Origin of the sequence: Centipeda felix, from assembly GCF_900186465.1 — a bacterium.
GTDB classification, from domain to species: Bacteria; Bacillota; Negativicutes; order Selenomonadales; family Selenomonadaceae; genus Centipeda; species Centipeda felix.
Window position 1 is genome coordinate 265,649 of record NZ_LT891958.1, and the last position, 25,299, is coordinate 290,947.

The 25,299-nt window shown below is 58.9% G+C and carries 26 protein-coding genes and 2 pseudogenes; 1 reads left to right on the top strand and 27 read right to left on the bottom strand.

From position 1 onward, the window contains the following. Window positions 1-82: 82 nt before the first annotated feature. The 26 genes and pseudogenes from flhB to motA all read right to left on the bottom strand — a co-directional run bounded on the left by flhB (window position 83) and on the right by motA (window position 22,574). On the bottom strand, window positions 83-1,207 hold the full coding sequence (gene flhB / locus C1713_RS05690) for a flagellar biosynthesis protein FlhB (RefSeq protein WP_009753944.1): 1,125 nt from the start codon (window positions 1,205-1,207) through the stop codon (window positions 83-85). After that, complete coding sequence (fliR, locus tag C1713_RS05695; protein ID WP_009753943.1) at window positions 1,170-1,952, bottom strand: flagellar biosynthetic protein FliR; 783 nt, start codon at window positions 1,950-1,952, stop codon at window positions 1,170-1,172. Before fliR ends, flhB begins: the two co-directional genes overlap by 38 nt. A gap of 12 nt (window positions 1,953-1,964) precedes the next feature. After that, window positions 1,965-2,234 (bottom strand): flagellar biosynthesis protein FliQ, encoded by a 270-nt coding sequence (gene fliQ, locus C1713_RS05700; protein ID WP_006307428.1) that lies wholly within the window; start codon window positions 2,232-2,234, stop codon window positions 1,965-1,967. A gap of 15 nt (window positions 2,235-2,249) precedes the next feature. Beyond that, window positions 2,250-2,999 (bottom strand): flagellar type III secretion system pore protein FliP, encoded by a 750-nt coding sequence (gene fliP, locus C1713_RS05705; RefSeq protein ID WP_102493305.1) that lies wholly within the window; start codon window positions 2,997-2,999, stop codon window positions 2,250-2,252. Window positions 3,000-3,027: 28 nt separating this feature from the next. Next, window positions 3,028-3,540: a FliO/MopB family protein gene (locus C1713_RS05710; RefSeq protein ID WP_102493306.1), complete on the bottom strand. Its 513-nt coding sequence runs from the start codon at window positions 3,538-3,540 to the stop codon at window positions 3,028-3,030. Next, on the bottom strand, window positions 3,540-3,902 hold the full coding sequence (locus tag C1713_RS05715; RefSeq protein WP_009753940.1) for a response regulator: 363 nt from the start codon (window positions 3,900-3,902) through the stop codon (window positions 3,540-3,542). The genes C1713_RS05710 and C1713_RS05715 overlap by 1 nt, the downstream gene beginning before the upstream one ends. A gap of 220 nt (window positions 3,903-4,122) precedes the next feature. Beyond that, window positions 4,123-5,321: pseudogene (fliY, locus tag C1713_RS05720) on the bottom strand (flagellar motor switch phosphatase FliY). Continuing rightward, entirely contained in the window at window positions 5,314-6,315 is a 1,002-nt protein-coding gene (gene fliM, locus C1713_RS05725; RefSeq protein WP_102493307.1) for a flagellar motor switch protein FliM, read from the bottom strand. Before fliM ends, fliY begins: the two are co-directional and overlap by 8 nt. Before the next feature lie 39 nt (window positions 6,316-6,354). Beyond that, on the bottom strand, window positions 6,355-6,876 hold the full coding sequence (locus C1713_RS05730; protein WP_009753937.1) for a flagellar basal body-associated FliL family protein: 522 nt from the start codon (window positions 6,874-6,876) through the stop codon (window positions 6,355-6,357). Window positions 6,877-6,995: 119 nt separating this feature from the next. Further along, window positions 6,996-7,196, bottom strand: coding sequence for a flagellar FlbD family protein (locus tag C1713_RS05735; RefSeq protein WP_039981373.1), 201 nt, complete (start codon window positions 7,194-7,196; stop codon window positions 6,996-6,998). A gap of 168 nt (window positions 7,197-7,364) precedes the next feature. Beyond that, on the bottom strand, window positions 7,365-8,096 hold the full coding sequence (gene recO, locus C1713_RS05740; RefSeq protein WP_102493308.1) for a DNA repair protein RecO: 732 nt from the start codon (window positions 8,094-8,096) through the stop codon (window positions 7,365-7,367). Further along, window positions 8,097-8,774, bottom strand: a complete 678-nt coding sequence (locus C1713_RS05745) for a DUF502 domain-containing protein (RefSeq protein WP_102493309.1) — start codon at window positions 8,772-8,774, stop codon at window positions 8,097-8,099. It lies immediately after the preceding gene. A 37-nt stretch (window positions 8,775-8,811) separates the two neighbouring features. Beyond that, on the bottom strand, window positions 8,812-9,708 hold the full coding sequence (era, locus tag C1713_RS05750) for a GTPase Era (protein WP_102493310.1): 897 nt from the start codon (window positions 9,706-9,708) through the stop codon (window positions 8,812-8,814). Continuing rightward, window positions 9,705-10,166, bottom strand: coding sequence for an rRNA maturation RNase YbeY (gene ybeY / locus C1713_RS05755; RefSeq protein ID WP_102493311.1), 462 nt, complete (start codon window positions 10,164-10,166; stop codon window positions 9,705-9,707). Before ybeY ends, era begins: the two co-directional genes overlap by 4 nt. Continuing rightward, window positions 10,129-11,136 carry a PhoH family protein gene (locus C1713_RS05760; RefSeq protein WP_061946181.1) on the bottom strand — a complete coding sequence of 336 codons (1,008 nt, stop codon included), beginning with the start codon at window positions 11,134-11,136 and terminating at the stop codon, window positions 10,129-10,131. Before C1713_RS05760 ends, ybeY begins: the two co-directional genes overlap by 38 nt. A gap of 12 nt (window positions 11,137-11,148) precedes the next feature. Beyond that, entirely contained in the window at window positions 11,149-11,778 is a 630-nt protein-coding gene (locus C1713_RS05765) for a hypothetical protein (protein ID WP_009753930.1), read from the bottom strand. Continuing rightward, window positions 11,775-12,680 carry a DMT family transporter gene (locus C1713_RS05770; RefSeq protein ID WP_009753929.1) on the bottom strand — a complete coding sequence of 302 codons (906 nt, stop codon included), beginning with the start codon at window positions 12,678-12,680 and terminating at the stop codon, window positions 11,775-11,777. The genes C1713_RS05765 and C1713_RS05770 overlap by 4 nt, the downstream gene beginning before the upstream one ends. 5 nt (window positions 12,681-12,685) lie before the next feature. After that, the gene (gene glmM / locus C1713_RS05775) at window positions 12,686-14,041 is read right to left on the bottom strand and encodes a phosphoglucosamine mutase (protein ID WP_102493502.1); all 1,356 of its coding nucleotides are present in this window, start codon (window positions 14,039-14,041) and stop codon (window positions 12,686-12,688) included. 91 nt (window positions 14,042-14,132) lie between these two features. Next, window positions 14,133-15,734 (bottom strand): NAD(P)/FAD-dependent oxidoreductase, encoded by a 1,602-nt coding sequence (locus C1713_RS05780; protein WP_102493312.1) that lies wholly within the window; start codon window positions 15,732-15,734, stop codon window positions 14,133-14,135. Then, entirely contained in the window at window positions 15,731-16,660 is a 930-nt protein-coding gene (locus tag C1713_RS05785; RefSeq protein WP_170950784.1) for a CdaR family protein, read from the bottom strand. Before C1713_RS05785 ends, C1713_RS05780 begins: the two co-directional genes overlap by 4 nt. Then, complete coding sequence (gene cdaA, locus C1713_RS05790) at window positions 16,657-17,499, bottom strand: diadenylate cyclase CdaA (protein ID WP_039981369.1); 843 nt, start codon at window positions 17,497-17,499, stop codon at window positions 16,657-16,659. Before cdaA ends, C1713_RS05785 begins: the two co-directional genes overlap by 4 nt. A 217-nt stretch (window positions 17,500-17,716) precedes the next feature. Then, entirely contained in the window at window positions 17,717-18,742 is a 1,026-nt protein-coding gene (locus C1713_RS05795; protein WP_102493314.1) for a branched-chain amino acid aminotransferase, read from the bottom strand. Between the two features lie 69 nt (window positions 18,743-18,811). Then, window positions 18,812-20,399 (bottom strand): annotated as a pseudogene (locus tag C1713_RS05800) (NAD(P)H-hydrate dehydratase). Beyond that, window positions 20,399-20,773 carry a holo-ACP synthase gene (acpS, locus tag C1713_RS05805; protein WP_009753922.1) on the bottom strand — a complete coding sequence of 125 codons (375 nt, stop codon included), beginning with the start codon at window positions 20,771-20,773 and terminating at the stop codon, window positions 20,399-20,401. Before acpS ends, C1713_RS05800 begins: the two are co-directional and overlap by 1 nt. Before the next feature lie 87 nt (window positions 20,774-20,860). Continuing rightward, the gene (locus tag C1713_RS05810) at window positions 20,861-21,781 is read right to left on the bottom strand and encodes a flagellar motor protein MotB (RefSeq protein ID WP_102493315.1); all 921 of its coding nucleotides are present in this window, start codon (window positions 21,779-21,781) and stop codon (window positions 20,861-20,863) included. A 1-nt stretch (window position 21,782) separates the two neighbouring features. Continuing rightward, window positions 21,783-22,574, bottom strand: coding sequence for a flagellar motor stator protein MotA (gene motA / locus C1713_RS05815; protein WP_102493503.1), 792 nt, complete (start codon window positions 22,572-22,574; stop codon window positions 21,783-21,785). A gap of 227 nt (window positions 22,575-22,801) precedes the next feature. Here motA and C1713_RS05820 point away from each other — a divergent pair, with 227 nt between their 5' ends. After that, complete coding sequence (locus C1713_RS05820; RefSeq protein WP_009753919.1) at window positions 22,802-23,701, top strand: LysR family transcriptional regulator; 900 nt, start codon at window positions 22,802-22,804, stop codon at window positions 23,699-23,701. Between the two features lie 161 nt (window positions 23,702-23,862). Here the strand turns inward: C1713_RS05820 and C1713_RS05830 are convergent, their stop codons facing one another. After that, a complete protein-coding gene (locus tag C1713_RS05830; RefSeq protein ID WP_102493316.1) occupies window positions 23,863-25,206 on the bottom strand; it encodes an anaerobic C4-dicarboxylate transporter in 1,344 nt (447 codons plus the stop codon). Window positions 25,207-25,299: the final 93 nt, after the last annotated feature.

The window sequence follows — 25,299 nt, forward strand, 5'->3', positions numbered from 1 at the left end:
GTGTTCTTAGAGCACCGATTGTACAGGTGTATCAAAGTCTGTCCGAGTGGCATAGAAGTTCGTTCTGCTTCCACTGTTTTCCTTACGCTCCGCGTCGTGCATGCTTCAGGCGGTAGACGTATGCCAGCACTTCAGCGACCGCTTGGTAGAGCTCCTGCGGAATTGCATCACCGATCTGCACGGCCGCATAGATGGCACGCGCGAGTGGCTTGTTCTCGATGATCGGGACACGCGCCTCACGTGCGATCTCCTTGATGCGCTGCGCAACGAGATCCTGTCCCTTCGCAACGACCAGCGGCGCCGACATCCCCTGCTGATAGGAGAGTGCAATCGCATAGTGGGTCGGGTTTGTGACGATGACATCCGCCTTTGGCACTTCCTTCATCATGCGCGCCATCGCCATCTGCCGCTGTTTCTGGCGAATCTTTCCCTTGATCTGCGGGTCGCCTTCAGACTGCTTCATCTCATCCTTGACTTCCTGTTTGGTCATCTTGAGATCCTGCGTCGTCTGCCACTTCTGGTAGCCATAGTCCATGAGCGCCATAATCATGATGACACCGATAACGATGAACGCCATCTGGAAGATGATCTCCGCCACAAGTGCAAGGCTCGTTGTCAGGTCGAAGAACATGAACTGCGGCATCGCGAGAATCTGTTCATGGATGAATCGGTAGAGAAAAAAACCAATGACGAGAATCTTGAAGAATGACTTCGCCAGCTCGACGAGCGAACGCTTGGAGAAGATGCGCCCGAAGCCGTTGATTGGATTCAACTTGTCCAGTTTGAACTCAATGGACTCGGTGTTGAACGTGAGCCCGACCTGAAAGAAATTGATCGCCAAGCCGATCAGCATGATCGCAAACATGACGGGAAAAGCGGTCTTGGCGAGCACAACAATGATGCCGATAAAGATGTGAATAATGTTCTCAGTGTCGACGCTCTGGTTCAGATTTGTGAACACATACGTGGTATAGGATGCAATCGAAAGATAGATCGAGTCCCACAGGAGCTTCAGTGTAAAGAACCCCACGAGCAGTACGAATGCCGTGTTCAGCTCCTGGCTGCGTCCGACCTGCCCCTTCTTTCGCGCGTCGGCGCGTTTCTTTGCCGTCGGCTCTTCCGTCTTTTCCCCGCCTGCGAAACGCTGGAGGTCAAAGACGAACGTCGCCCTATTGGAGGGCGCGTATCGCAAGTGATATATTTCCATACATTTCATTGAACAGCACATCCAGGAATAAGACATAGAACGGAATGATCATTGAGAGCACGGTGATGCCGATCATCAGCTGCATTGGAATGCCGACAACAAAGATGTTCATCTGCGGCATCGTACGCGAGAGGATACCAAGCCCCACATTCGTGAGAAGAATGGCGAAGGTGATCGGCATGGCGATCTTCATGCCCGTGAGAAAGATCGTGCCCGTGAAGTTTGCTATGAGCATCGCCAGCGACAGATTCCCCTCCATCCCTGCAATGGGAACGACGCGAAAGCTCTCAACGAGTGCCGCCAGAATCATGTGATGTCCGTTCGTCGCAAGGAGAACGATCACCGCCAAATTATAAAGAAAACTTCCGATAAGCGGTATCTGCTGACCGGAAGTCGGGTCGACAACATTGACGATGGCAAACCCCACCTGCATATCCATGACCTTACCCGCCATCGTGATGGCGGCAAAGGAGATATACGCCACGAAGCCGATCAGCCAACCGATAAAGAGTTCACCGAGGGCAGTCACGCCGAACATGATGACATTCTCCGGGACATAGGGCGTTCCCAGCCCATCCACGACCGGAAAGAGCAGGATCGTGATGGCGAGTGCCGTACCTACGCGAAAATAGATGGAGATGTTCATACTGCCAAAGAACGGCGAGATGAGGAAAATTCCGCTGACCCGCACAAGCATCAGCAGGAATACGGCAATATGTCCCTGAAGCAGCTCATACAGATCCATGTGCTGCCCTCCTCATCGCAGGTACATAGGGAGGTTGATAAAGACGTTCGATACGTACTCCACCATGATGCGCAGCATCCAAGGGCCGAAGATCAGAATGGCGACAAACACTGCAATAATCTTCGGAATGAACGCCAGCGTCTGCTCCTGAATCGACGTCGTCGCCTGGAACACCGCGACCAAGAGGCCGACGATCAGACCGAGCCCGAGCATCGGAGCGGAGACCAGAAGGACGATCATGAGAGCTTCCTGTGCGAGCTGAATGACCAAATCTCCGGACATATCAGCGCCTCCCCATCAGCGGAAACTCATGATGAGCGACTGAATCAAGAGATGCCACCCATCGACCATAACGAACAGCAGAATCTTAAACGGCAGGGAGATCATGACCGGCGGCAGCATCATCATACCCATGGACATGAGGGTACTCGCGACGATCATATCAATGACGATAAACGGAATGTAGATCATAAAGCCGATCTGGAATGCCGTCTTGAGCTCACTGATGATGAACGCAGGGATGAGTGTAAACGTCGACACATCCTCCGGGCCATCGGGACGCGGCGCATCCGACAGGTTGACAAAGAGTGCGAGATCAGACTCCCGCGTCTGACGCAGCATGAACTCGCGCATCGGGTCCACGATGTTCTCCAGTGCCTGCTCCTGTGTAATCTGCCCCTCGAGATAGGGCTGTATGCCGTTCTCGTTTGCCTGTCCCCAGTAGGGTGCCATGATGTAGAACGTCAGAAACAGTGACAGAGCAATGACCACCTGATTCGGCGGCACATTCTGTGTCGAGAGCGCATTGCGCAGGAAGCCGATGACCACAACGATGCGGACAAAGGACGTCGTCATGACAAAGATCGCGGGCGCAAGCGACATGACCGTGAGTACAGCGAGCACCTGCATACTGGTCGCAACATCCTGCGGATTGTTGGACGTACCGACCCCGACGTTGACCGTCGGGATCAGCGGGGCGGCAGATGCCTGCCCCACACCGAAGAGCAGGAACGCCGCAGCACCCAAGATCGGAAAAATGCGCCCCAATTCCCTTCCCCCATTCCTCTCTGTCCGCCTACTTTCGGAAAAGCGGCGGGATTTTCTGTACGAAATCCGAAAGAGATCCGAACTGCTCGCTGAATACGCCGCCCTCCATCGGAGCGGCATGGCGGATCTCCTCAAGTGTCTCGGGGTCGTCGATCTCCGTGATCAGACGGATGTTGGCATCCGTCACACCGAGCACGAAGACACGCCCGAAGAGTTCCACCACGCAGACCGAGCGATTCGGACCAAGCGGCAGCTGTAAGTAGACCTGTCCGCCGCGCGCCGCAAGCGTGCGCATGGAGCTCTTGCCAAAAGCGCGTGCGACGAGATAGGCGAGGATGACCACGAATGCAAAGACAGCAAAAAGGCTGACCACATAGGCGACCGTCGACCACCATGATACGGCCGACGGGCGCGGGTCAGCCTCTTGATATCCGGCTAAATATCCGCCGCCCGTCTCACCTGCGGCAGACACATCCCCTGTACATAGAGCAAAGAGCACGCATCCGAGCAGCAAGGACAGAGTCAATATCCACGCACGCATCAGCCGACGGCTTTGCGAATTGCCTCCAGAACGCGGTCTGCCTGGAACGGCTTCACGATGAAGTCGCGCGCACCCGCCTGGATGGCCTCGATAACCATGGCCTGCTGTCCCATTGCGCTGCACATAACGACCTTGGCGCCCGGATCGACCTTCTTGATCTCCTTGACTGCCGTGATGCCATCCATCTCCGGCATCGTAATATCCATTGTCACGAGGTCCGGCTTGAGTTCCTGGTACTTCTCCAGTGCCTTCATGCCGTTCTCTGCCTCACCAACGATCTCATAACCGTTCTTCGACAGGATGTCCTTCACCATCATTCGCATAAAAGCTGCATCATCAACGACCAGAACGCGAGTTGCCATTTTCTCATCTCTCCTTAATCCGACAGAACATCCCCTATTCCCAAGGGCATTACCTGCACACAGCGGTGCTTCCTAAATCGCTCTCATTATAGCGAAATATGCCTTCGGTGACAAGGACTTTCTACACTTCTCTTTCCGGCAAATTGCATAACTATGCCGCAATTCCCCGGGAAATACGGATCAGCGCGGCTGTCCGTACTTCTTCAAGACATTCTTTCCGTCACTGGAGACGTGCCGCACGCTCAAGCGGGCTGACAATCTCCGTGATTCGGACGCCGAAGTTCTCGTCGATGACAACAACTTCCCCCTTTGCCAGATACTTTCCGTTGACCATGATGTCAACGGGTTCTCCGGCAAGTTTATCAAGCTCCACGATCGACCCTTTCGTCAGATCGAGGATCTCCTTGATGGACTTCTTTGTGCGGCCGAGTTCGACATTGACCTGCAAAGGTACGTCGAGGATCAGGCCGATATTGGCATCATTGACCTGTACCGGTACCGTGCTGAGCGGCGTAAACTGCGCAGACTGTACGGGGACATTCGATGCGACATGTGGCTGCATAGGCTGTGCTCCATATCCATTACTTGCCGGCGCCGCAGCGGCTGCTGCCGGTGCCGAAGCGGGTGCTGCGGCAGGGCAGGTGCCGCCGGCGGCGATGCCGCAGCGGCTGCGATGGCTTCTTCCTCATCGTCAACATCGGGCTGCTGGTTCATCAGCGCATCGACCATCTCACGTGCAACATCGAGCGGCAGCAGCTGCATGATCTCACTGTCGATGAGACCATCTACCTCCATGCGGAACGATGCCTGCACGATGGGATCCGCCTTGTCGAGCAGCTTTGAAACGACTTCCTCCGTCCCGAGATCGACAAGCGTCACAACGGGCGGAGTAATATCCACCTTCTTGTTGAACATCGAGGAGAGCGAGGTCGCAACGCTGCCCATCATCTGATTCATGGACTCGCTGACCGCACTCATGTGGATCTCGCTGAGTTCTTCGTCGGGGTTTGTCCCGTCATTGCCCATCATCAGATCGGCAATGATCGCCGCGTCCTTTGCTTGGATACAGAGGACATTGTTTCCCTCGATGCCGATGCTGTAGCCGACCTCAACCACAAGGAAGGGGATGGGGTACTTCTCCTTCAGCTGGCGCATGTTGGAGATGGAGACTGTCGGCGTTGTGATCGACACCTTGCGTCCAAGAAGGACGGAGAGTGTCGTCGCCGCGCCGCCCATGGAGATGTTGCCGATCTCACCGAGGGCATCCCGCTCCATATCCGTTATCGTATCTCCGGTGGGAGCCGCACCTGCAGCAGATGCGTCGTCCGAGGCTGCCGCGTCATCCGCAGGCGCATCATCGCCGCCTCCACCGCTCAGGAGGGCGTCTATCTCCTCCTGTGAGATCATATCGTCACTCATTCGCGTCGTCCTCCCCTTCTATAATCCCGGAAATCTGTACGGCCATGCGCTTTCCGGCCGTACCCGGACGCGCGAGGAACTTTGGATTCGACCCGACATAGCAGACCAGCTCATCCTTTGTCAGGGTATCGAGCTGGAGAACATCACCAAACCCAAGGGTCAGGAACTCGTTGATTGTCACGTGGATCTCACCGAGCTGCACTGTGAACGGCACGGAGGTGCGCTCAATCTTGCGCTGCAGTTCCGCGACCTGCTCCGGCGAGCTCTCACGATCCATGGAGGACGCCACCCAGAACGATGTCGTCAGCTTCGGCATCACCGGTTCGAGCACCAGATATGGGATACAGATGTTCATCATGCCCTCGACCTCGCCCATCTTGATATGGATCGTGATGAGCACGACCATATCGCTCGGCGGAACGATCTGGGCAAACTGTGGATTCGTCTCCATCGTCTCGAAGTTCGGACGGAACTCCACGACGTTGCTCCACGCCTCTCGGAAATAGTTCGTCACCGTATCGATGAACCGGCGCATCACCGCCGCCTCAATATCCGTCAGCACACGGGGCTTCACGCCCGGCCTGCCCTCACCGCCAAAGATACGGTCGATGTAGGCAAGCGAAATGTCCGTACTGAGCTCGATGATGATGTTTCCCTTCAGCGGCGGCAGTGCAAGGATGCCGATCACGGACGGGTTCGCCATGGATTGAACGAATTCCTGATACGTCATCTGCTCGACGGACAGCACCTCGATGTCGATCATCGTGCGCAGGCTCGCCGACAGATAGGTATTCAGGAGACGCGAAAAACTCTCATGCAGCATGAACAGTGTCCGCATCTGATCCTTGGAGAACTTGTCCGGCCGTTTGAAGTCGTAGACCTTGACCTTGCGTTCCTCTTCCTCCGCCTTGACTTCCTCGGCGGAAACCGAGCCATCCGAAAGTGCCGAAAGAAGCTTGTCTATTTCGGATTGAGACAGTACGTCCTCAGCCAAGACTCTTCCCCCTTCCCTTTGTGCAGCACTTCATCGAACTTACTGCAGCAGGAAGCTCGTGATGTAAACATCGTAGACCGATCCCTGTCCAAGGCGGTCATTCAGGGCATCTTTCAGCTGCTTCTTCAACGCATCCTGTTTGGTTGCATCAAACTCCTCAAGCGGTGCAGCACGCAGGAACTGCATCGTCGTGTCGAGGATCTTCGTCTCCGCGACAGGGTTGACCTTGCCGTCCTTCACCACATCGGACTTGCCGGGATTGAGTTCCATGACAATGCCCGCCTTGAGATACTTGCCGGCACGACCGCCGCCGACATTGACCAAGATGCCTTCCTTCGGATCGCCGAGCTTGTAGAACACGCCCGGATCATGGCTCGCCTTGCTGCTGCCTCCATCCTCCGCATGAGACGGGGACTCCGCCTGTGAGAAGATGTAGTATGAGATCCCTCCGGCTGCTGCCACTGCAACGAGAACCGCCACAACCACCACGACGATCATCATCAACATCGGTGATTTCTGCTTCGGCTGTTCTGCTACCTGCTCTTCCTTTTCCTCCGCCATGAGTAAATTCCCTCCCTAAAAATGACTACGAAGCCGCAGCGGCTCCACACCGGGGCACTCCCTTGCCGCATAGAAGAACACTGTTCTTTCATTATAGCAAAGGAATAGAAATTCGCCAACTAATTTTGATAGAGCGCACGCCGATACTTTACCGTGCGGCGCACGATTTCCTCCATCGGCTCCTCGACGATCAGCTTCTTTCCGTTGGTGAGTGTGATGACCGTATCCGGTGTCTCCTCGATGCTTTCGATGATCTCTGCATTGAGGACAAACTCGCCCTTCTTGTTCGTCTTGGAGTTGAACTTCGTCAGCATGATCATGACAGGCTTCCCCTCCATTCCCTTTGTTCAGTCTTCCCTACGCACAGAAAAAGCATTGAAAACTCTACCTGATATACTTTCGCCGTCGTCTTCACTTTTCCTTTTTTTTTACGACGTTTTTTTCATCATAGCTTAAAATTTTAACAAAAAAATATCTCATCACAAAAATCATCCGAGCTGCGCGAGGAATGCCAATGAGCGCAGCGGCCGACCGACGAGTTCCTGCACATGGGCGAGCACCATGCTCTCCGCCGCCATCAGTGTCCCGCCGCGGACGCGCAGCGGCGCGGGATGCTGCCAGTCAATCTGCCGCAGTTCTGTGAGCAGCGTGCGCAGCTCTGCGGAAAACGGCATGGCGCCCTCCCCCGCACAGTCCGCGCAGAGAGCGCCGCCCTCCGCTGCGTGAAAGAACGCGTCGCCCTCGATGAGCGTGCCACAGTGAAGGCAGTGATCATAGGTCTGCTGCAGTCCCGCCGCATCCAGCGTGCGCAGCACGGCGGCGAGCGCAGTGACGCGCGGCTGCCGCGTCTCAAACGCCGTCATGATCTGTGCGAGCGCATCGAAAAACGGCTCATCTTCTACGCCCTCGGGCATGAATGCACAGACGACCTCCGCCGTGAATGTCGCATAGGCGAGCGCCGCGAGATCGTCCGCGATACGATGGTGGGAGGCGCGTACGGATGCCGTCTTGACCGTCTCAAGGCGCGCCCCCTCCGCGAGCTGCAGATCTGCATGGACGAACAGCTGCATTGCTCCGGCCAGTGGGCTGCGCGGGCGGCGACAGCCAAATGCCGCCGCGCGCACGAGCCCATGCTCCTTCGTATAGAGCGTCACGACCTTGTCCGCCTCGCCCCAGCTGCGCGTGCCGAGGACGATTCCCTCCGCTCCGTAGACCGCCATCTACGCGTGCCTCTCCGATCCGTCGTCCGCCGCAGCAGGCGTCTTGCGGACATTCTTCTGTGTGATGTCCTTTTTTCGCTCCGCCATCGGCATCACCGCCCCCGCCGTCAGCATATACTGGAGCGCCTCCTCCTTCGATATGTTGATCGTCACGGCATCCTCCTCACGCACGAGGAGCGTCGTCCCCGAGGTCATATTGAGGCTCCACGGGATAAAGACGCAGAGATAGCCGCCGCCCAGTGCCTCCTGAAAGCGCGGCGGCAGATCCGCCATAACGAAGCCGAGGGCGCGCCCGCCCATGTACGGCACATGAACGACATGCGTGAAATTACTGCTCGAGTCGAGCACCGCCTCGGAGAGCCGCTTGACACTCGTATAGATAAATTTGACGAACGGGATCGTCCCGATCATCGTCTCGCCGAGAGAGATCAGCTTCGCGAGCGCCCAGTTCGTCGAGCCCCAACCGACGAGATAGATCACTGCCATGAGCGTGATGATCCCCATGCCCGGAAAGTAGAACGGCAAATACTGCCCAAGTACCCCCTCGGTGAATCGCAGCGTCCACTCGATGACGAACGCCGTGATGACAACAGGGACGAGCACGAGCAGCCCGTTGACAAAGCGGCGCGAGATACGCCGCATCGCGCGCCGATAGATATGCCCCAGCTGGCCTCTCATCGCTTCCGCCCCCTTTCCTTCTCATGCGGCGCGGCGGTCAGTCCTCCTCGGCAAAGCCGAAGTCGCGCAGCGCTCCCGTCTTGCTGCGCCAGTCCTTGCGCACCTTGACCCAGAGATCGAGATAGGCCTTCGCGCCGAGCAGCGTCTCGACATCCGCACGTGCCCGCTGCCCGATCGTCCGCAGCAGTGCGCCGCGCGCCCCGATGATAATCCCCTTCTGTGAGCTGCGCTCGACGTAGATCACGGCACGGATGTAGACATCCCCCTTAGGGCGCGTCGTCATCTCCTCGATGTCCACGGCGACGGCATGGGGCACCTCGTCCCGCGTCAGTTCAAGCACCTTTTCACGCACGAGTTCCGCAATAATCAGCCGCTCGGGCTGATCGGTCACCATGTCCTCGGGGTAGTACTGCGGCCCCTCGGGAAGTTTTGCCTTGATCTCATCGACCAGCCCTGTGAGATTCTCCTCCTCGCGCGCCGAGATCGGGACAATCGCTGCAAAATCATACGCCTTCGCATAGGAGGCGATCACGGGCAAGCTCTCCTCACGTGGGATGCGGTCGATCTTGTTTACGGCGAGAAGAACGGGCGCGTGTACCTGTGCAAGCTGTGCGAGGATATAGCGCTCGCCTGCCCCCATCTTCTCCGTCACATCCACGACGAAGACGACGACATCCACGCCGCGCAGAGCTCCCTCCGTCGCCTTCGCCATATAGCTGCCAAGCGCATCCTGCGGCTTGTGAATGCCGGGCGTATCGAGGAAGATGATCTGTGCGTCCTTCTCCGTCAGGATGCAGAGGATGCGGCTGCGCGTCGTCTGTGGCTTATCGCTCATGATCGCGATCTTCTGCCCGATCAGTGCGTTGATCAGCGTGGACTTCCCGACATTCGGCCGTCCGACGACGGCGACAAATCCCGATTTATGTGTGCTCATCGTGCAATCCCCAGTACATCCATCACATGCCTCTGCTCCTCTTCCATTTCCACCCGATCTTCCTCCTCGATATGGTCATAGCCGAGGAGGTGCAGCATCCCGTGCACCGTGAGAAAGGAAAGCTCCCGCAGAACGCTGTGTCCATACTCCTCCGCCTGTGCCGCCACACGCTCAAGTGAGATCACGAGATCGCCGAGCACCACGCCGTACGGCGCGTCGAGGATCGCGGGTTCCTCGCTCTCCGTAAGGGCAAAGGAGAGGACATCCGTCGGACGATCTACACTGCGATAGTCACGGTTGAGCACGTGGATGTGCGCATCATCCGTCAGCGTCACACTGACCTCTGCATCCATTACGCCGTACAGCTCTCCGACCGTCAGCACGGCACGGCGCACAGCGTCCAGAGCTTCCTGTGGTACGTCAAGATTTTCCGGCTCTCGTCCGATCGTGATCTCCATCGTGCTTCTCCCGTCTCTTTTCCCATGCACCGTACGCCTCAACGATCCGCGTGACGACCTCGTGGCGGATGATGTCGACTGGCTCAAGGCGCACGACACTGACGCCCTTCACACCCCGCAGGATCTGACACGCCTGCCGCAGCCCGGAGACCGTACCGCGCGGCAAATCGACCTGCTCGAGGTCCCCCGTCACGACCATGCGCGATCCGAAGCCGAGGCGCGTGAGGAACATCTTCATCTGCGCACCCGTCGTATTCTGCGCCTCGTCGAGGATGACGAATGCGTCCTCAAGTGTACGCCCGCGCATGTAGGCGAGCGGCGCCACCTCGATCAGCTGACGGCTCATCATCTTCTGATAGCCCTCCGTCCCGAGGATGTCCTGCAGGGCATCGTAGAGCGGGCGCAGGTAGGGGTTGATCTTCTCCGTCAGATCCCCCGGCAGGAAGCCGAGATGTTCCCCCGCCTCCACCGCAGGGCGCGTGAGGATGATGCGGCTGACCTCACGGTTGCGGAGTGCCGCCACTGCCATGACGACGGCGAGATAGGTTTTTCCCGTTCCCGCAGGCCCCACGCCGAGCGTCACGGCATTCCGACGGATCGCCGCAAGATAGTCGCGCTGGCCGACGGTCTTCGCGCGCACCTCCCGCCCCTTTGCCGTCACGAGCAGCACCTCGAAGTGGAGGCCATGCAGCTCCTCCGTGCGTCCTGTCCGCACCATGCGTGCCCCGTAGTGCACCTCATGCGTCGTCAGGCGCATCCCCTGCCGATGGCAGAAGAGCAGCTCGCCGATGAGCGTCCGCACCGCGGCGACATCCGCTTCTGCGCCCGTCACCGCAATGCTGTTGCCGCGGCTCACCATGCGGCAGGAGAAGTCCTCCTGCATGATTTGCAGGAAGGCGTCGCGATCGCCGAGAATCGCATACGCCTCCTGCTGATCCTTAAATTCGATGATATCTGTCGTCTCCGCCAAAGGCAGTCTCTCCTATATAAAATACTCGATGGTCGTGTCCGCCGTGCGTCTTGTCCGCAGGTCAAAGAGCAGCACCGCCTCACGCGATGCCACGGGACCGAGCGCGTACAGCTCCTTCGTCTCGCGGTTGAAGCAGGAAAAGGGCACGACGCGGTTGTACTCATGCGGATGTTCGCACGTCACCTCGATGCCCTCGCGCGCAAAGGCAGGCTCTGTCTCCTTCACATAGTACGGGTCAAAAAGACGGATGCGATCCCCCGTCACGCCCGTGAGAAGCGCATAGTGCTCGACCTCGTAAAAGAGGCGCACGACCGCGACGCCACCGCGCACGAGCGCATCGTTGACGTGGCCGTGCGCGTCGATGCGCACGCTGTGCCCCGCAATATACTGGCAGGTCAGGGGGAACTGCGTAGCACGCGAGAACCCTTCAAGCCAGTTCGCGAGGTACATCATCGCCATGCGCGAGGTCCCCTCCTTGCATGCCGTGCCATCCATCCCGTAGCAATCGAGGGAGTAGAGCATGACGCTGCGGATGACCTCGGGCGGGATCTCAGCACGCGGAAAGAGATAGCTCATCGCGTCGAGCAGCGCTGTCGGGCCGCAGTCGTACTCCGACATTTGATAGCGCAGAGGAATCTTCATGTATACCCCCCTTTCCGCAGGAGATTCGGCGTCAGGATTGCGAGGATGACGAGCACAATCCCGCCCGCCTGCACGGGGGAAAAATGCGTGCCAAAGATCAGCCATGCAAAGAACACGCTCGCAACCGGCTCGATTGTCGCCGTGATCGCCGTCTCCGCTGGGCTGAGCCAGCGCAGCCCCAAGGCGAACGCAAAGAAGGCGACCACCGTTCCAAGTCCGATGATCACAAAGAGATCAAACCATGTCTGCGCCGTAAAGAACGCGCCGACATCTGCGATCGCCTGCGTCGCGGGCAGCAGGGCAATCCCCCCGAAAAGCATGCAGACAGCAAGCAGGAAGAAGCGGTCAAAGCGCCGCAGAAGATGTACGGGATAGATCATCGCAAAGACAAACGTCGCCCCTGAGATGAGACTCCAAACGACGCAGTCCGAGGGGACAGAGAGCCGCGTGAGATCGCCGCCCGTCACGAGGAGGAACACCCCCGCCACGGCGGCGGCCACGGTCAGCATCTCTGCCATACGCGGCAGCCGCCGATGGCGCGCGGCGAGATAGAGGATCATCAGTGCGGGGCTCGTCGAGCAAATCACCGTCGTCGCCGCCGCATCCCCCGCCGCAATCCCCTTGAAATACGAGAACTGCACGATCATGATGCCCAGGATGCCGTGCACCGCCATGCGCAGGAGCAGACGCGGGCTGTGGCGCAGGGTACGTACGCCGCGCTGCAGTCCGCCGCTCCACCACGCGAGCAGGAAGAACAGCCCGCTCGAAAGGAAGAGTCGCACCTGCGTCAGCTCCACAGGGAGATGATGTGACTGGGCATAAAAATCCTGTGCCGCCGTCCCGCTCGCCGCCCACATCGTCCCGGCAAGCAGGACGAGAAGCACCGCCGAGACGTGCGACATCGCGCTCAGGCCTCCCCCTGCTCCCGCTTCACCACATCAGCAATCGCCGTACAGACTTCCTCCAACTGCTTCTGGTCACTGCCCTCCGCCATCACGCGGATGAGCGGCTCTGTGCCCGAGGGGCGCACGAGAACGCGACCCTCACTGCCGAGAATGCGTTTCCCTTCGGCAATTGCATCACAGATGGCAGGATTTTTCTCCCATCCCTCCTTGCTCTTAACGTGCACATTAACGAGGAGCTGCGGATAGGTTGTCATCATGGCGTTCAGTTCGGACGCCTTTTTCCCGCTGCGGTGCAGTGCTGAGAGCACCTGCAGTGCCGTGACGAGGCCGTCGCCCGTTGTCGCATGTTCCGCAAAGATGATATGCCCCGACTGCTCACCGCCGATCGCATAGCCGCTGCGGCGCATTGCCTCAAGCACGTAGCGGTCTCCGACCGCCGTCACCTCAACGCGTCCGCCGAGTGCCGCAATCGCCTTGTGGAAGCCGATGTTTGCCATCACTGTCGTCACCACTGTCTTGTGCGGCAGATGCCCCGTGCGCATCATCTCTGCTGCACAGGCGACAAGAATGTGGTCTCCATCGATCAGCGTGCCTGTCTCATCAATACAGAGGCAGCGGTCAGCGTCGCCGTCATGGGCAATGCCGATATCTGCACCGCATTCGAGTACCGTGCGGCACAGCGAGTCCAGATGCGTTGATCCGCATCCGTCATTGATGTTCACACCATTGGGGAGCGCGTGGATCACTTTGACGTCGGCACCGAGGCGGCGCAGGACCTTCGGCATTGCCTCATACGCCGCACCGTTCGCACAGTCGAGGACGATTTTCATCCCATCAAAACGCTCTGTGCACGTACTCACAACATAGTCGATGTACTGATTCAGCAGATCGTCACGGTACTCCACCACGCCGACATCCTTCCCCGTCGGACGTGCCTCATGGTCGCCGCTCTGAAGACCGCGGACGAGTGATTCCAGTTCATCTTCCACTGCATCGGGCAGTTTGTAACCATCCCCGCCAAAGAACTTGATTCCGTTATCGTGAAACGGGTTATGCGATGCCGAGATGACAATGCCTGCACTGGTCTTGTGTTCCCGCGCAAGGTAGGCAATCGCAGGAGTTGGCATAACCCCCGCAAGAAGAGCGACTCCTCCTGCCGAGCAGATGCCTGCCGTCAGTGCCGCCTCGAACATCTCACCCGAGACACGCGTATCGCGCCCGATCAGAATGCGCGGACGCGCCTTGGAATGTGCACCGAAATAAAGTGTCGCCGCGCGTCCGAGCTGATATGCCAGCTCCGGTGTAAGCTCTGTATTTGCGACGCCTCGCACACCATCCGTCCCAAAAAGTCTCACAATAACAGCCTCCTGTGTATCTTCAGCATCATCTGCTGTGCATCGGAATGTGCGGATCCCCACACAGTCACATTCCCTTTATCCTCACCATAATCTACTGTATTCGCTCCAAAAAAGCAAGTGCGGCTTTCATGCCGTCAAGTGCGGCACTCATGATGCCGCCCGCATAGCCTGCGCCCTCGCCGATTGGGTAGAGCCCCGCTGCGCTGATCGACTGCATCGTCACTGCGTCGCGTAGAATGCGGCAGGGCGCAGAGGAGCGTGCCTCCACGCCCGTCAGCGGCACATCCGCCGCACTAAAGCCCGGCACGCGCTGCTCCCAGTGGCGCAGGGCACGTGACAGGGATGCGCTGCACGCATCGGGCAGGATCGTACCCAAGGCAGCAGGGCGCACCCCCGGCATGTACGTCGGAGCAACCGCAAAATCCATCGTCCCCGTCCGCCCGCTCAGGAAATCGCCCACCGCCTGCACGGGCGCACGGTAGTCTCCGCCGCCCGCAGAGAAAGCGCGCCGCTCCAGCTCTCGCTGAAAAGCGATCCCGCCGAGCACCGCCCCGCCGAAATCGGCGGGGGGGACCTGCACCAGGAGGGCACTGTTCGCCGTCCCTGCGTCGCGACGGGAGTTGCTCATCCCATTCGTCACGAGATGCCCCTCCTCCGACGCCGCTGCGACCACCAGACCGCCGGGACACATACAGAAGGAGTAGACCCCGCGGCCGCCCTCCTCATCCCGATAGGTCAACGCATAGTCCGCCGTCGGCAGAAACGGGCTCCCCGCCGCTGCGCCGTACTGCATCCGATCCACGAAGTCCTGTGGATGCTCGATGCGCACTCCGACGGCAAACGCCTTCGCCTCCATGCGCACACCCGCTCCATGGAGCATCGCATACGTGTCACGCGCCGAGTGCCCGATACCGAGAAACACCGCGCGTGCGGGGATCTGCTCTGCCCCATTCACCGTGAGCGTGGCGATCCGCCCCGCAGTCATCGTGATGTCCGTCACCTGTGTGCCAAAGCGTACCTCGCCGCCCATCGCGATGATCTTCTCGCGCAGGCGCTTCACCACCGTGCGCAGCACATCCGTCCCGATATGCGGCTTTTGCAGATACCGTATCTCCTCGGGCGCACCTGCCGCGACGAACGCCTCGATGATCTCGTTCATCCGTGGATCGCGATTGCGCGCCGTCAGCTTCCCGTCGGAGAACGTTCCCGCACCGCCCTCGCCGAACTGGACATTTGACGTGGGATCGAGCCGCCCCGTCCGCCAAAACTGCGCCACATCACGCGTACGCCGATCCACATCCTGCCCACGCTCGAGGACGAGCGGTGCCGCCCCCGCACGCGCAAGCAGCCACGCGGCAAAGATCCCCGCGGGGCCGAACCCCACGACGACGGGGCGCTCACGTCCTTCTTGCGGCGTATAGGGTGGAACACGGAGTGGACCGTGCTCCTCTGCTCGCCCGACCTGCGCGTCGCGACGCAGACGCGTGAGGATGCCGCGCGCGCCATCTGCCGTCACATCGAGCGTATAGTTCCACCGAATCGGCGCCCCATTCCTGCGCCGTGCATCCAGCGCCTTATGAACGACAATCACCCCGTGCACTGCACAGGGTGATACACCGAGTCGCTCTGCGGCAAGCTCTGTGAGGATGCGTGTCTCATCATACGGCACAGAGAGATTCTTAATGCGTATCATTGCATCGGCCCAACCTTGATCTCCACCGTCACCGTCGGATTCGTCGCCGTCACGCCGGCGGGCAGATGCAGCTTTACCTGCTGCGTACCGCTCTCCTTCACATCCGCGAGGGAGAACTCCTCCGTTTCGATTCCCGTCACCTTATCGAGCGCCTCCTTCGTTCCCGTGATCTCGATGCGCGCCGGCTGCACCGTCACACTCTCGAGCTTCAGCTGCGGCGGCAGATCACTGCGCGGCTTTGCCTGCACCTCCACCACCTTATGCTGGAGACCGCGCGTCAGCTTGACCGAGATCTCCATCGTGTCCGGATGCATCGTCAGCCCCTGCACTTCTTTTCCGTCCGTATTCAACGCGACCAATGGAATCCCCATCGTCACGTCCTCCTTGCGCCCATTCATATTGAAATAGGCGGCGACGGAGGCGACCTGATCGACGAGGGAGCGCGGTCCTTCGATCGTCGCCTTTTCGACGGACTGGCGGACGCGATCCACCGTGAAGCCCTCCGCCGGCGTGCCGTTGACCGTCAACAGCACCGAGAACACGCGCTGAATGATGCGGTCTAGCGTCACGTCGATCCGGTCAGGAGACACACTGATCAGCTCAAATCCGTACGGGATCGACGTCTCCACTGCGTAGAGCCGATCGCCCTCCGCAAAGTCGGACAAATTCACACGCGCACGGAAATCACTGTTATCCGCTGTCACAAAAGCTGAACGTGCCCCACGCACACGCAGCGTCACCGTATCGGCTGCGGCATGCATCTGATAGCCATCCGGCACATGCTCCATCACCACGGGGACGGTATAGGACGCCTCCATGGATGGATTCTGATCGTTCATCACATAGAGCCAGAGCACCACGGCCACAATAAGTGCCGCGATCCTGGCGAGCAAATTATGCTGCACAAGGCTGCGAAGTCTGCTCATGATTTCTCCCTCCAGCTCCGAATCGTATCCAGAATCGACGAACGCGAACTGTAGGCAAACGCAGGTGTCAGGATATGTGTCAGCTGTTCACCGTCCAGATGGCGGTGGAGATGCCCGTTCTCCGCGATCGAGATCGTCCCCGTCTCCTCACTCACCACGACGATAAGGGCATCGCACTGCTCCGAGAGTCCGATGGCCGCACGATGGCGCGTGCCGAGCTCCGTCGAGAGCGAGCGATTCTCTGTCAGCGGCAGGAGGCAGCCCGCCGCGATCAGCCGCTTGCCGCGAATGACCGCCGCACCGTCATGCAGCGGCGTATTCGGAATGAACACATTCATCAGAAAATCCGACGTGATGAGACCGTCGATCTGGATGCCCGTCGCACTGATATCATTCAGCCCCATGTCGCGCTCGATGACGAGCAGTGCGCCGATCTTATTCGCCGAGAGAATCTTTACCGCGCTGCGAATCTCGCGGATCGTGCTCTGCGCCTCCTCATCGTCGAGGAGCGTACCGGGGCGGAAAAACTTGCCCTGACCGAGATGCTCCAGCGCGCGGCGCAGCTCCGGCTGAAAGACAATCGGGAGCGCGACAAAGAGCAGCGTCACCGCCTTTTGCAGCAGCCACGAGATCACGTGCAGATTCAGATAATTCGCCACAACCGTTACACCGAGCAGGACGAGAATGCCCTTGCCGAGCGTAATGGCGCGCGTATCCTTCAGCATCACATAGACACGATAGAGAATGACCGCCACGATCAGGATGTCCAGTACATCCAGCAGCGTGATGGTCGAAAGGATGCCGCGAAACTGCGTCGGCATCGTAAAATCAAGTGGCATAGCAACCCCCCACGTTCCAAGCATCCCATTTCTGTATATATTAACACTTCTAGCCGAATGGGAAAAATCCTTGTGACCTGAGGGGCCCTCAAAAAAAATTTCGGGACGGTGCGTGTAGAATTGCCTCCACATACATCCGTCCCGAAACATATTCAAGGAAATGCTGATAAAATGAAATCCGTCAGATTGGTGCTGAATTTATCCGTGCTTCCTAAAATTAGCAGATCTTGCGGATCCACCCCTCCGGTGCCTCCACCGTACCGAGCTGAATGCCGCGCAGCGTATCGTAGAGCTTCTGCAGCACGGGCCCCATGTGCTCCATGCCGCTCGGGAATGCGATCACCTGGTCGCCGTGCGTCACCGAGCCGACGGGAGAGATCACTGCCGCCGTACCGCAGAGCCCGCACTCTGCAAAGTCATTCAGCTCCTCGAACGCCACGGGGCGATGCTCCACCTTCAGCCCGAGCACGTGCTCTGCGATGTAGACGAGCGAGCGGCGCGTTACAGACGGCAGGATCGACGGTGACTTCGGCGTCACCACTGTGCCGTCCTTCTTGATGAAGAGGAAGTTTGCTCCGCCCGTCTCCTCGACATGCGTGCGTGTCGCCGCATCGAGGAACATATTCTCGTCGAACCCTGCCGCATGTGCGGCCATATAGGCGTGCAGGCTCATCGCATAGTTCAGCCCCGCCTTGATATGGCCCGTGCCATGGGGAGCCGCACGGTCAAACGCACTCACGCAGAGGCGGATCGGCTTGATGCCGCCCTTGAAGTACGAGCCCACGGGCGTCGCGAAAAGGCGAAACTGATATTCATCGGCGGGCTTTACACCGATGACCTCGCCCGACGCGAAGATAAAGGGGCGCAGGTAGAGCGACGCGTCCGTACCGTAGGGCGGAACGTAGTCACGGTTCGCCTTGACCACCGCATCGACCGCCTCTAGGAAGCGCTCCTTCGGAAAGGACGGCATCTCCAGATACGCTGCCGAGTCATACATGCGCGCTGCATTGAGATCAGGACGGAACGTCACAATATGCCCGTCCACCGTCTCATAGGCCTTCAGCCCCTCAAAGACCTCCTGGCAGTACTGCAGAATCCCCGCACACTCGCTGATCGCGACCGTTGCGTCGGAGGTCAGGCCTCCCTCGTCCCACGTCCCATTCGCATAGTTCGACACATAACGCTGCGGCAGAGAACGATAGGCAAATCCCAAATTCTCCCAGTCCAAATCCGCCTTTGCCATAAAAAGTGCCCCCTTCTTTCAAGATGTACGTCCTATCATAGTACCATCATCCGTCCTTGTCAAATGGATTTACCGCGCCGCCGCATCCAGCTCCCTGCGTGCACGCGGCAGACGCTTTAGAATATCGCCCGCGATCAGACCGTTTCCGCGCTTCTCGTAGGCGCGATCTCCCGCATATCCGTGCAGCCACACGCCCACAATCGGCGTCATCCCGCTCTCCATCTGGCGCATCAGCCCGACAATCGCGCCCGCGAGCACATCACCTGCGCCCGCCGTCGCCATGCCCGCATTGCCGCAGGTCGTAAAGAACGCATCGCCATCGGGATAGACCACAATGGTGCACGCCCCCTTGACCACAAACACCGCCTGATGATCACGTGCCGCGTCCCGTGCCATGCGGAACAGATCCTCTGACGCCTCCTCCGTCTCCACGCCGAGGAGCGCGGAAAACTCACCGAGATGCGGCGTCAGAATTGGCACCTGCGGCAGATCGCGCAGTGCATCGAGATGCCCCGTGAACGCTGCGATCGCATCCGCATCCATCACAAGCGGAGCCTTGACCTCCGCGGCAAAGAGCCGCACAAACTCACCCGTCTCCGCCGCACGCCCAATGCCGGGACCGATGAGCACGGCATCCGCACGCGCCGCGAGCGAGAGCGCCTTCTGCCGCGCATCCTCTCCACCGAAATAGCCCATGCCCTCATCGGGCAGCGGAACGACCATCACCTCGGTCAGCTTCGCAGCCAGAACAGGATAGATGCGCTCGGGCACGGCGAGCGTCACGAGCCCCGCGCCGACGCGCAGTGCCGCCTCTGCTGCGAGTGCCGCCGCGCAGTGCCGCCTCTGCTGCGAGTGCCGCCGCCCCCGTCATGCCGAGCGAACCGGCGAGCACGAGAATACGTCCGCACGTCCCCTTGTGTACGTCACGCGCACGCGGCGGCAGCAGCTTTGCCGCTGCATCCTGTGTGATGAGCGACTGCCGCATCCCCTCACCGGCAAGAAGGGCATGGGGGATGCCGATGTCATCGACGAGCAGCTCGCCCGCCGCATTCGCTCCCTGACCGAGGAAGTGCCCCACCTTCGGCAGGCCGAGGGCGAGCGTCCGATCGGCGCGGACGGCGATGGAGGCGATCCGACCCGTATCCGCCTCCACTCCACTCGGAATATCGATGGCAAGCGTTGGCTTGCCCGCTGCATTGATCTCCTCGATCAGGCGCAGTGCCGTCTTGCGGAGCTCTCCCTTGACGCCCGTGCCGAGGATACCATCCACCACCGCATCGGCAAAGCGCAGCGAAACGCGCAGACGATCCCAATCGCGGTCACCCGCAAGAGGACGAATCTCTATGCCCATCGCCCGCAGCGCGCTGTACATCGCGTGAGCCGCAGGACTGAGACGCTCCTCTGCCCCAATGAAGAACATCTTCACGCGCGCGCCCATGTTGATGAGATGTCGCGCCGCAGCAAAGGCGTCACCGCCGTTATTGCCGCCGCCCGCAAAGACAGCGAACACCTTGCCTGCCGCGCCGCCGATCAACTGCGCTGCTTCCTCGGCCGAGCGCCGCCCCGCATTCTCCATCAGGGCAGCAGCAGGCAGCCCGTAGCTCTCCTCCACTGCGCCGTCGATCCGACGCATATCCTCTGCAAACGATACGTTCATCACTGACCCTCCAATATACAGTAAGCCGTCGCATATTCCTTCTCGTGACTGAGCGTAACCCAGACGCGCGTCACGCCCATCTCCGCCGCACGCGCCGCGAAGAATCCGTGAAGATGCACCTTGGGCGCACCGAGCGCATCGGGCAGAATCTCCACATCGTGGAGCGTACCACCGCGCAGCCCCGTGCCAAACGCCTTCAGCACCGCCTCCTTGCCCGCAAATCGCGCGGCGAGACTTGCAGCGCACCCTGCGCCGCGCTGCATGGCGTAGGCACGTTCAGCGGGCGTATAGACGCGCGTGAGGAAATGCTCCTTCTCTGCCGCACGCGCCACGCGTGCCACGCGGATAATATCACAGCCGACCCCCAGAATCATGACATCTCCTCTATCATAACAGAAAAGGGATTATTGCGCCACGCAATAATCCCTTCAAAATTCATGGATACATCCCTGCCGTGCCTGTCAGTGACGCAGCGGCTCGGGCACGACGCCGGGCGACTGCGGTGCCGGGCGCATATCCGTCGACAGCTTGTACGCGTCGCCGGACGCTCCCGCGCTGCCCGCTGCAGGCGCAGCCGTTGTCGGTGCCGTCGTCCCCGTCTTTGGCTCATTGTCGCTGCCATCGGTCGATGCACCGGCGAAGCGCATACTGCGCGCGATGAACACCTCAACGCGGCGGTTCTGCGCACGCCCCTCCTCCGTATCGTTCGACGCAATCGGACGATACTCGCTGTAGCCGAGCGCACTGAACCGCGCCGGGTTCAGCGAGGGCTGCACTGCCATCACGCCGCGCATCAGGCTGACGGCACGCGCCGAGCTCAGCTCCCAGTTCGACGGATACTGTGCCGTTGCAATCGGCACATTGTCCGTGTGACCGGAGATCGTTACGCGCTCGGGAAGCGAAGCGAGCACCCCGGCAATGACAGGAACAATCTTTTCCGCGTCTCCTTGAAGGACAGCAGACCCGGAGGAGAAGAGCGCCTTCTCCTTCAAGCGAACCATTAATCCTTCTTCGGTTAGTTCCGTGCTCACCTGATCCTGCAGATTATTGTCCTTAATATATTGGTCCAGCTTCTTTTGTGCCTCTGAGAGATCCTGATTCTCCTTCATGTAGGCGGCGTCTGCCGTATTGGCACCGTTCGTCATCGTTGGAGGACTGGGTGCTGTCGATGGTCCCATCCCGCTGAAGAACGACGGACCGCCCATATTGAATGCCGCCGTGAAGGCCTGCGCGAGAGCCTGCATCTTCGACGCATCCGTCTGCGACATGGCAAAAAGTGCAATAAAGAGCGCCAAGAGCAGCGTCATCAGATCAGAGTAGGGCAGGAGCCAAGCCTCGTTGAGTTCCTCCTCATGGGGCTTCCCGCGCTTCTTTCTCGCCATATCAGCCCTCTCCCTTCAGCGCCTCACGCTCCGTCTGCGGGATAAATACCATGAGCTTCGCTTCAATTGCTGTCGGCGAATCGCCGGCCTGGAGCGACAGAATCCCCTCGATGATCATGCGCTTCTGACTAACCTCGTGCTCCGATATGATCTTGAGTTTATTCGCAAATGGATGCCAAAGAACATATCCCGTAAAGATACCGAGGATTGTCGCAACGAACGCCGCCGCGATCGAGTGACCGAGCTTGTCGATATCGTTCAGGTTGCCGAGTGCCGCGATCAGACCGACAACGGCACCCAGAACGCCAAGCGTCGGCGCATACGTACCAGCCTGTGTGAACATCGAGCGTCCTTCGGCATGACGCTCCTGCATGATCGCAAGCTCGGCATCCAGAACATCCCCCACGAAGTCCGGATCCATACCATCAATGACCATGCCAAGCCCCGTGCGGAAGAACGGATCCTGGATCTCCTGCGCCTTGCTCTCAAGGGCAAGAATGCCCTCGCGGCGCGCAATCTGCGACAACTCGATGAACTGCTGCACGAGCTGCCCCTTTTCCTGAAGCTGGGGGACTTGGCAGGTCTTCTTGATGAGATTGAAAAAATTCCCCAGCTGTTCCATGCGAAATCCAATGAACAGGCACGAAAACGTACCGCCAATGATGATGAGGAACGCCGCCGGGTTATTGAGCGCCGTCAGCGGTGCCCCCTTCAATATCATACCGACAAAGACCGAGATGAGTCCCATAAGAATCCCGATGACTGTTGATTTTTCCAAAACAAAGGCCCCCATTCCATTTCTCGCCGTCGCCGAACGCATACCCGTCTGATCCGTCAGACACACGTCAACATCTTCCTATATTATTCCATAACGCAAGGAAAAATCCTACCTCCTTTTTAAAAAATCTTAAAAAAAACAAAGAAAAATTTTTCGATAAATTTTTCTTATCCTATCATATATTGGTTGAAAGTATGATATAATGTAGTACGTATAAAGAAAGTTTATTGGAGGGTGATCTCATGGAACTGCGACAGCTCGAGTACTTCCAAATGGCGAGCCGTCTGAAAAACATCACGCGTGCCGCCGAACGCCTGCGCGTCTCCCAGCCGAACATCACTGTCGCGATAAAAAAGCTCGAAAGCGAACTTGGCATCCAGCTCTTTGACCGCAGCCAGAAGCAGCTCTCGCTGACCCCCGAGGGCGCAGTCTTTTTAGAGCGCGTCGAAGTGGCGCTGCGCAACATACAGGATGCCGTCCTCGAGATCAACGACTACAAGCAGCTGCTGAAGGGAACGATCAAAATCGGCATCCCGCCGATGATGGGCGCATATCTGTTTCCCGAGATCTTCTCCAGCTTTCAGCGGCGCTACCCGCATCTCGACGTCTACCTCCACGAGGAGGGTTCGGTCGCCATCCGCGAACAGCTGGAGCGCGACGAGCTGGACTTCGGCATCATCATCATCCCCGAGGCCGCACCCAATCTGCAGCTCCTGCCGATGGCACGCCGTCAGATCGTCTGCTGCGTGCCCGAGCACGGCGACCTTGCTGCACGCAAGGCGATCACCCTGCAGGACGTCGCGGACCACAACCTCATCATGCTGAAGGAGGGCTCCTTCCTGCGGCAGACCATGCTGCAAAAGATGGCTGCGGCAGGCATCACACCGAATATCGTGCTCGAGTCGAATCAGGTGGTCACCATTATGGGGCTCGTCGCGAGCGGTGTCGGCAACGCCTTCCTGCTCGACATGATTGCCAGCAGCGCGCACGGCATCCGCGCCCTCCCGCTCGCCAATCCCGTCTACGTCGACGTGGGACTTGCGTGGAAGCGCGACCGCTACATCTCAAACGCCGCGCAGTCCTTCATCGACTTCAGCAAGGACATCCTCCGCCACAGGGACGACGCATCACATACGGAGTAACATCATATTCAAAGAAAAGGGGCGTTGTACGAAGCTAAAAGCTTCGTACAACGCCCTCTTTGTGCCCCTTCCACCGCTTACGCGGTCCCCCTTCCCCGTGATAACGGGGAAGGCTTGGGGAATACCGGCATAGCAGCTTCGAGGATATGCAGCAGCTCCTGTTAAAAGAGCAGATGTGCGATCACATAGCCGACGCAGCATCCCGAGGAGACCCCGATCAGTCCAGGAATCATGAACGAATGGTTCAGGATGTACTTGCCGATACGCGTCGTACCCGAACGGTCAAACCCGATGCACGCAAGATCGGACGGATAGGTCGGCAGGAAGAAGTAGCCGTAGCATGCCGAGATGAACGAAAGGATGAGGATCGGATCGACACCCACGTTGATCGCCATCGGTACGACAATCGCAATCGCCGCCCCCTGCGAGTTCACGAGCTTCGACGTGAGGAACGCCAGCACGGCGTACGCCCACGGATAAGACTGCACCGCAGCGCCGAGGAACTGCTTGAGGAAGGCAATGTGATTCATGAAATAGGTATCTGCCATCCATGCGACACCGTAAACCGAGACGAGAGCAACGACACCCGAACGGAAGACCTGCGAGTTGCCGACATCCTTTGCCTTGACCTTGCAGGAGACGAGGATCGTCGCACCAACGAGCAGCATGACCATCTGGATGACGACAACCATCGAGATCGCCTTCGGCGCGGCATCCGGTTTCGGCGGGAACTTCGGCAGAAGCTCCGGGAAGTTGCCGAGCACAGCAATCGCAATGATGCCGATGAAGAAGATAATCATCGCACGATAGTATTCCTTCGGCAATTCCTTATCAAGGAGGCTCTCCGAATCACCATAGACATACTGCTTGTTCTCCGGATCACGGATGAACTCCTGGAAGCGCTCATCCTGGTCAAGATCCTTGCCGCGGCGATAGCTCCAAAGTGCCGCAAAGAACACGCCCAGCCCCGTAGCAGGGATGGAGACCGAGAGCACCTGGAACACGGTAAAGTCGTGTCCCGACACGGAGAGAAATGCCACCATCGAGACAACAGCGACCGAGACCGGCGATGCACAGATGCCCATCTGCGACGCGACGGACGAGACGGCCATCGGACGCTCGGGGCGGATGCCCTGCTTGATGGCAATATCATAGATGATCGGGAACATCGTATAGACGACGTGCCCCGTACCGCAGAGCACCGTCAGAAACCACGTCGTCAACGGCGCGAGAATCGTGACGTGCTTCGGGTTATTGCGCAGGAACTTCTCTGCATACTTCAGCATGACCGTCAGTCCGCCCGAAGTCTGCAGGAAGCCTGCGCAGGTGACCACCGCGAGGATGATCAGCATAACATCGATCGGCGGCTTCCCCGGCTGATAGCCGAAGATAAACGTGTAGATTACGAGACCGAAGCCGCTGATCACCGCCAGTCCCAATCCACCATGCCGCACGCCGACGATCAGGCAGACGAGCAGGACGATGAATCCCAGCATCATTTCCATGAAAACAACTCCCCCATTCTGCTGCGCAGAGTCCCAACTCTGCACAGGTATAATAACAACGTATCTTATTATACATCATGTATACATCATTAG

Coding starts and splice junctions, on each gene's coding strand:
- C1713_RS05770 (WP_009753929.1), bottom strand. CDS start 12,680: ATGTCGCACGTCTCGGCGGTGCTTCTCGTCCTGCTTGCCGGGACGATG.
- C1713_RS05820 (WP_009753919.1), top strand. CDS start 22,802: ATGGAACTGCGACAGCTCGAGTACTTCCAAATGGCGAGCCGTCTGAAA.
- C1713_RS05830 (WP_102493316.1), bottom strand. CDS start 25,206: ATGGAAATGATGCTGGGATTCATCGTCCTGCTCGTCTGCCTGATCGTC.
- flhB (WP_009753944.1), bottom strand. CDS start 1,207: ATGGAAATATATCACTTGCGATACGCGCCCTCCAATAGGGCGACGTTC.
- C1713_RS05810 (WP_102493315.1), bottom strand. CDS start 21,781: ATGGCGAGAAAGAAGCGCGGGAAGCCCCATGAGGAGGAACTCAACGAG.
- era (WP_102493310.1), bottom strand. CDS start 9,708: ATGAGCACACATAAATCGGGATTTGTCGCCGTCGTCGGACGGCCGAAT.
- cdaA (WP_039981369.1), bottom strand. CDS start 17,499: ATGCCACTTGATTTTACGATGCCGACGCAGTTTCGCGGCATCCTTTCG.
- C1713_RS05765 (WP_009753930.1), bottom strand. CDS start 11,778: ATGAAGATTCCTCTGCGCTATCAAATGTCGGAGTACGACTGCGGCCCG.
- recO (WP_102493308.1), bottom strand. CDS start 8,096: ATGGCGGTCTACGGAGCGGAGGGAATCGTCCTCGGCACGCGCAGCTGG.
- C1713_RS05795 (WP_102493314.1), bottom strand. CDS start 18,742: ATGGCAAAGGCGGATTTGGACTGGGAGAATTTGGGATTTGCCTATCGT.
- acpS (WP_009753922.1), bottom strand. CDS start 20,773: ATGATTCTGGGGGTCGGCTGTGATATTATCCGCGTGGCACGCGTGGCG.
- C1713_RS05710 (WP_102493306.1), bottom strand. CDS start 3,540: ATGCGTGCGTGGATATTGACTCTGTCCTTGCTGCTCGGATGCGTGCTC.
- C1713_RS05730 (WP_009753937.1), bottom strand. CDS start 6,876: ATGGCGGAGGAAAAGGAAGAGCAGGTAGCAGAACAGCCGAAGCAGAAA.
- C1713_RS05780 (WP_102493312.1), bottom strand. CDS start 15,734: ATGATACGCATTAAGAATCTCTCTGTGCCGTATGATGAGACACGCATC.
- motA (WP_102493503.1), bottom strand. CDS start 22,574: ATGGGGGCCTTTGTTTTGGAAAAATCAACAGTCATCGGGATTCTTATG.
- C1713_RS05745 (WP_102493309.1), bottom strand. CDS start 8,774: ATGAGAGGCCAGCTGGGGCATATCTATCGGCGCGCGATGCGGCGTATC.
- ybeY (WP_102493311.1), bottom strand. CDS start 10,166: ATGGAGATCACGATCGGACGAGAGCCGGAAAATCTTGACGTACCACAG.
- fliR (WP_009753943.1), bottom strand. CDS start 1,952: ATGGATCTGTATGAGCTGCTTCAGGGACATATTGCCGTATTCCTGCTG.
- C1713_RS05735 (WP_039981373.1), bottom strand. CDS start 7,196: ATGATCATGCTGACGAAGTTCAACTCCAAGACGAACAAGAAGGGCGAG.
- C1713_RS05785 (WP_170950784.1), bottom strand. CDS start 16,660: ATGAGCAGACTTCGCAGCCTTGTGCAGCATAATTTGCTCGCCAGGATC.
- C1713_RS05715 (WP_009753940.1), bottom strand. CDS start 3,902: ATGGCAACTCGCGTTCTGGTCGTTGATGATGCAGCTTTTATGCGAATG.
- fliQ (WP_006307428.1), bottom strand. CDS start 2,234: ATGTCCGGAGATTTGGTCATTCAGCTCGCACAGGAAGCTCTCATGATC.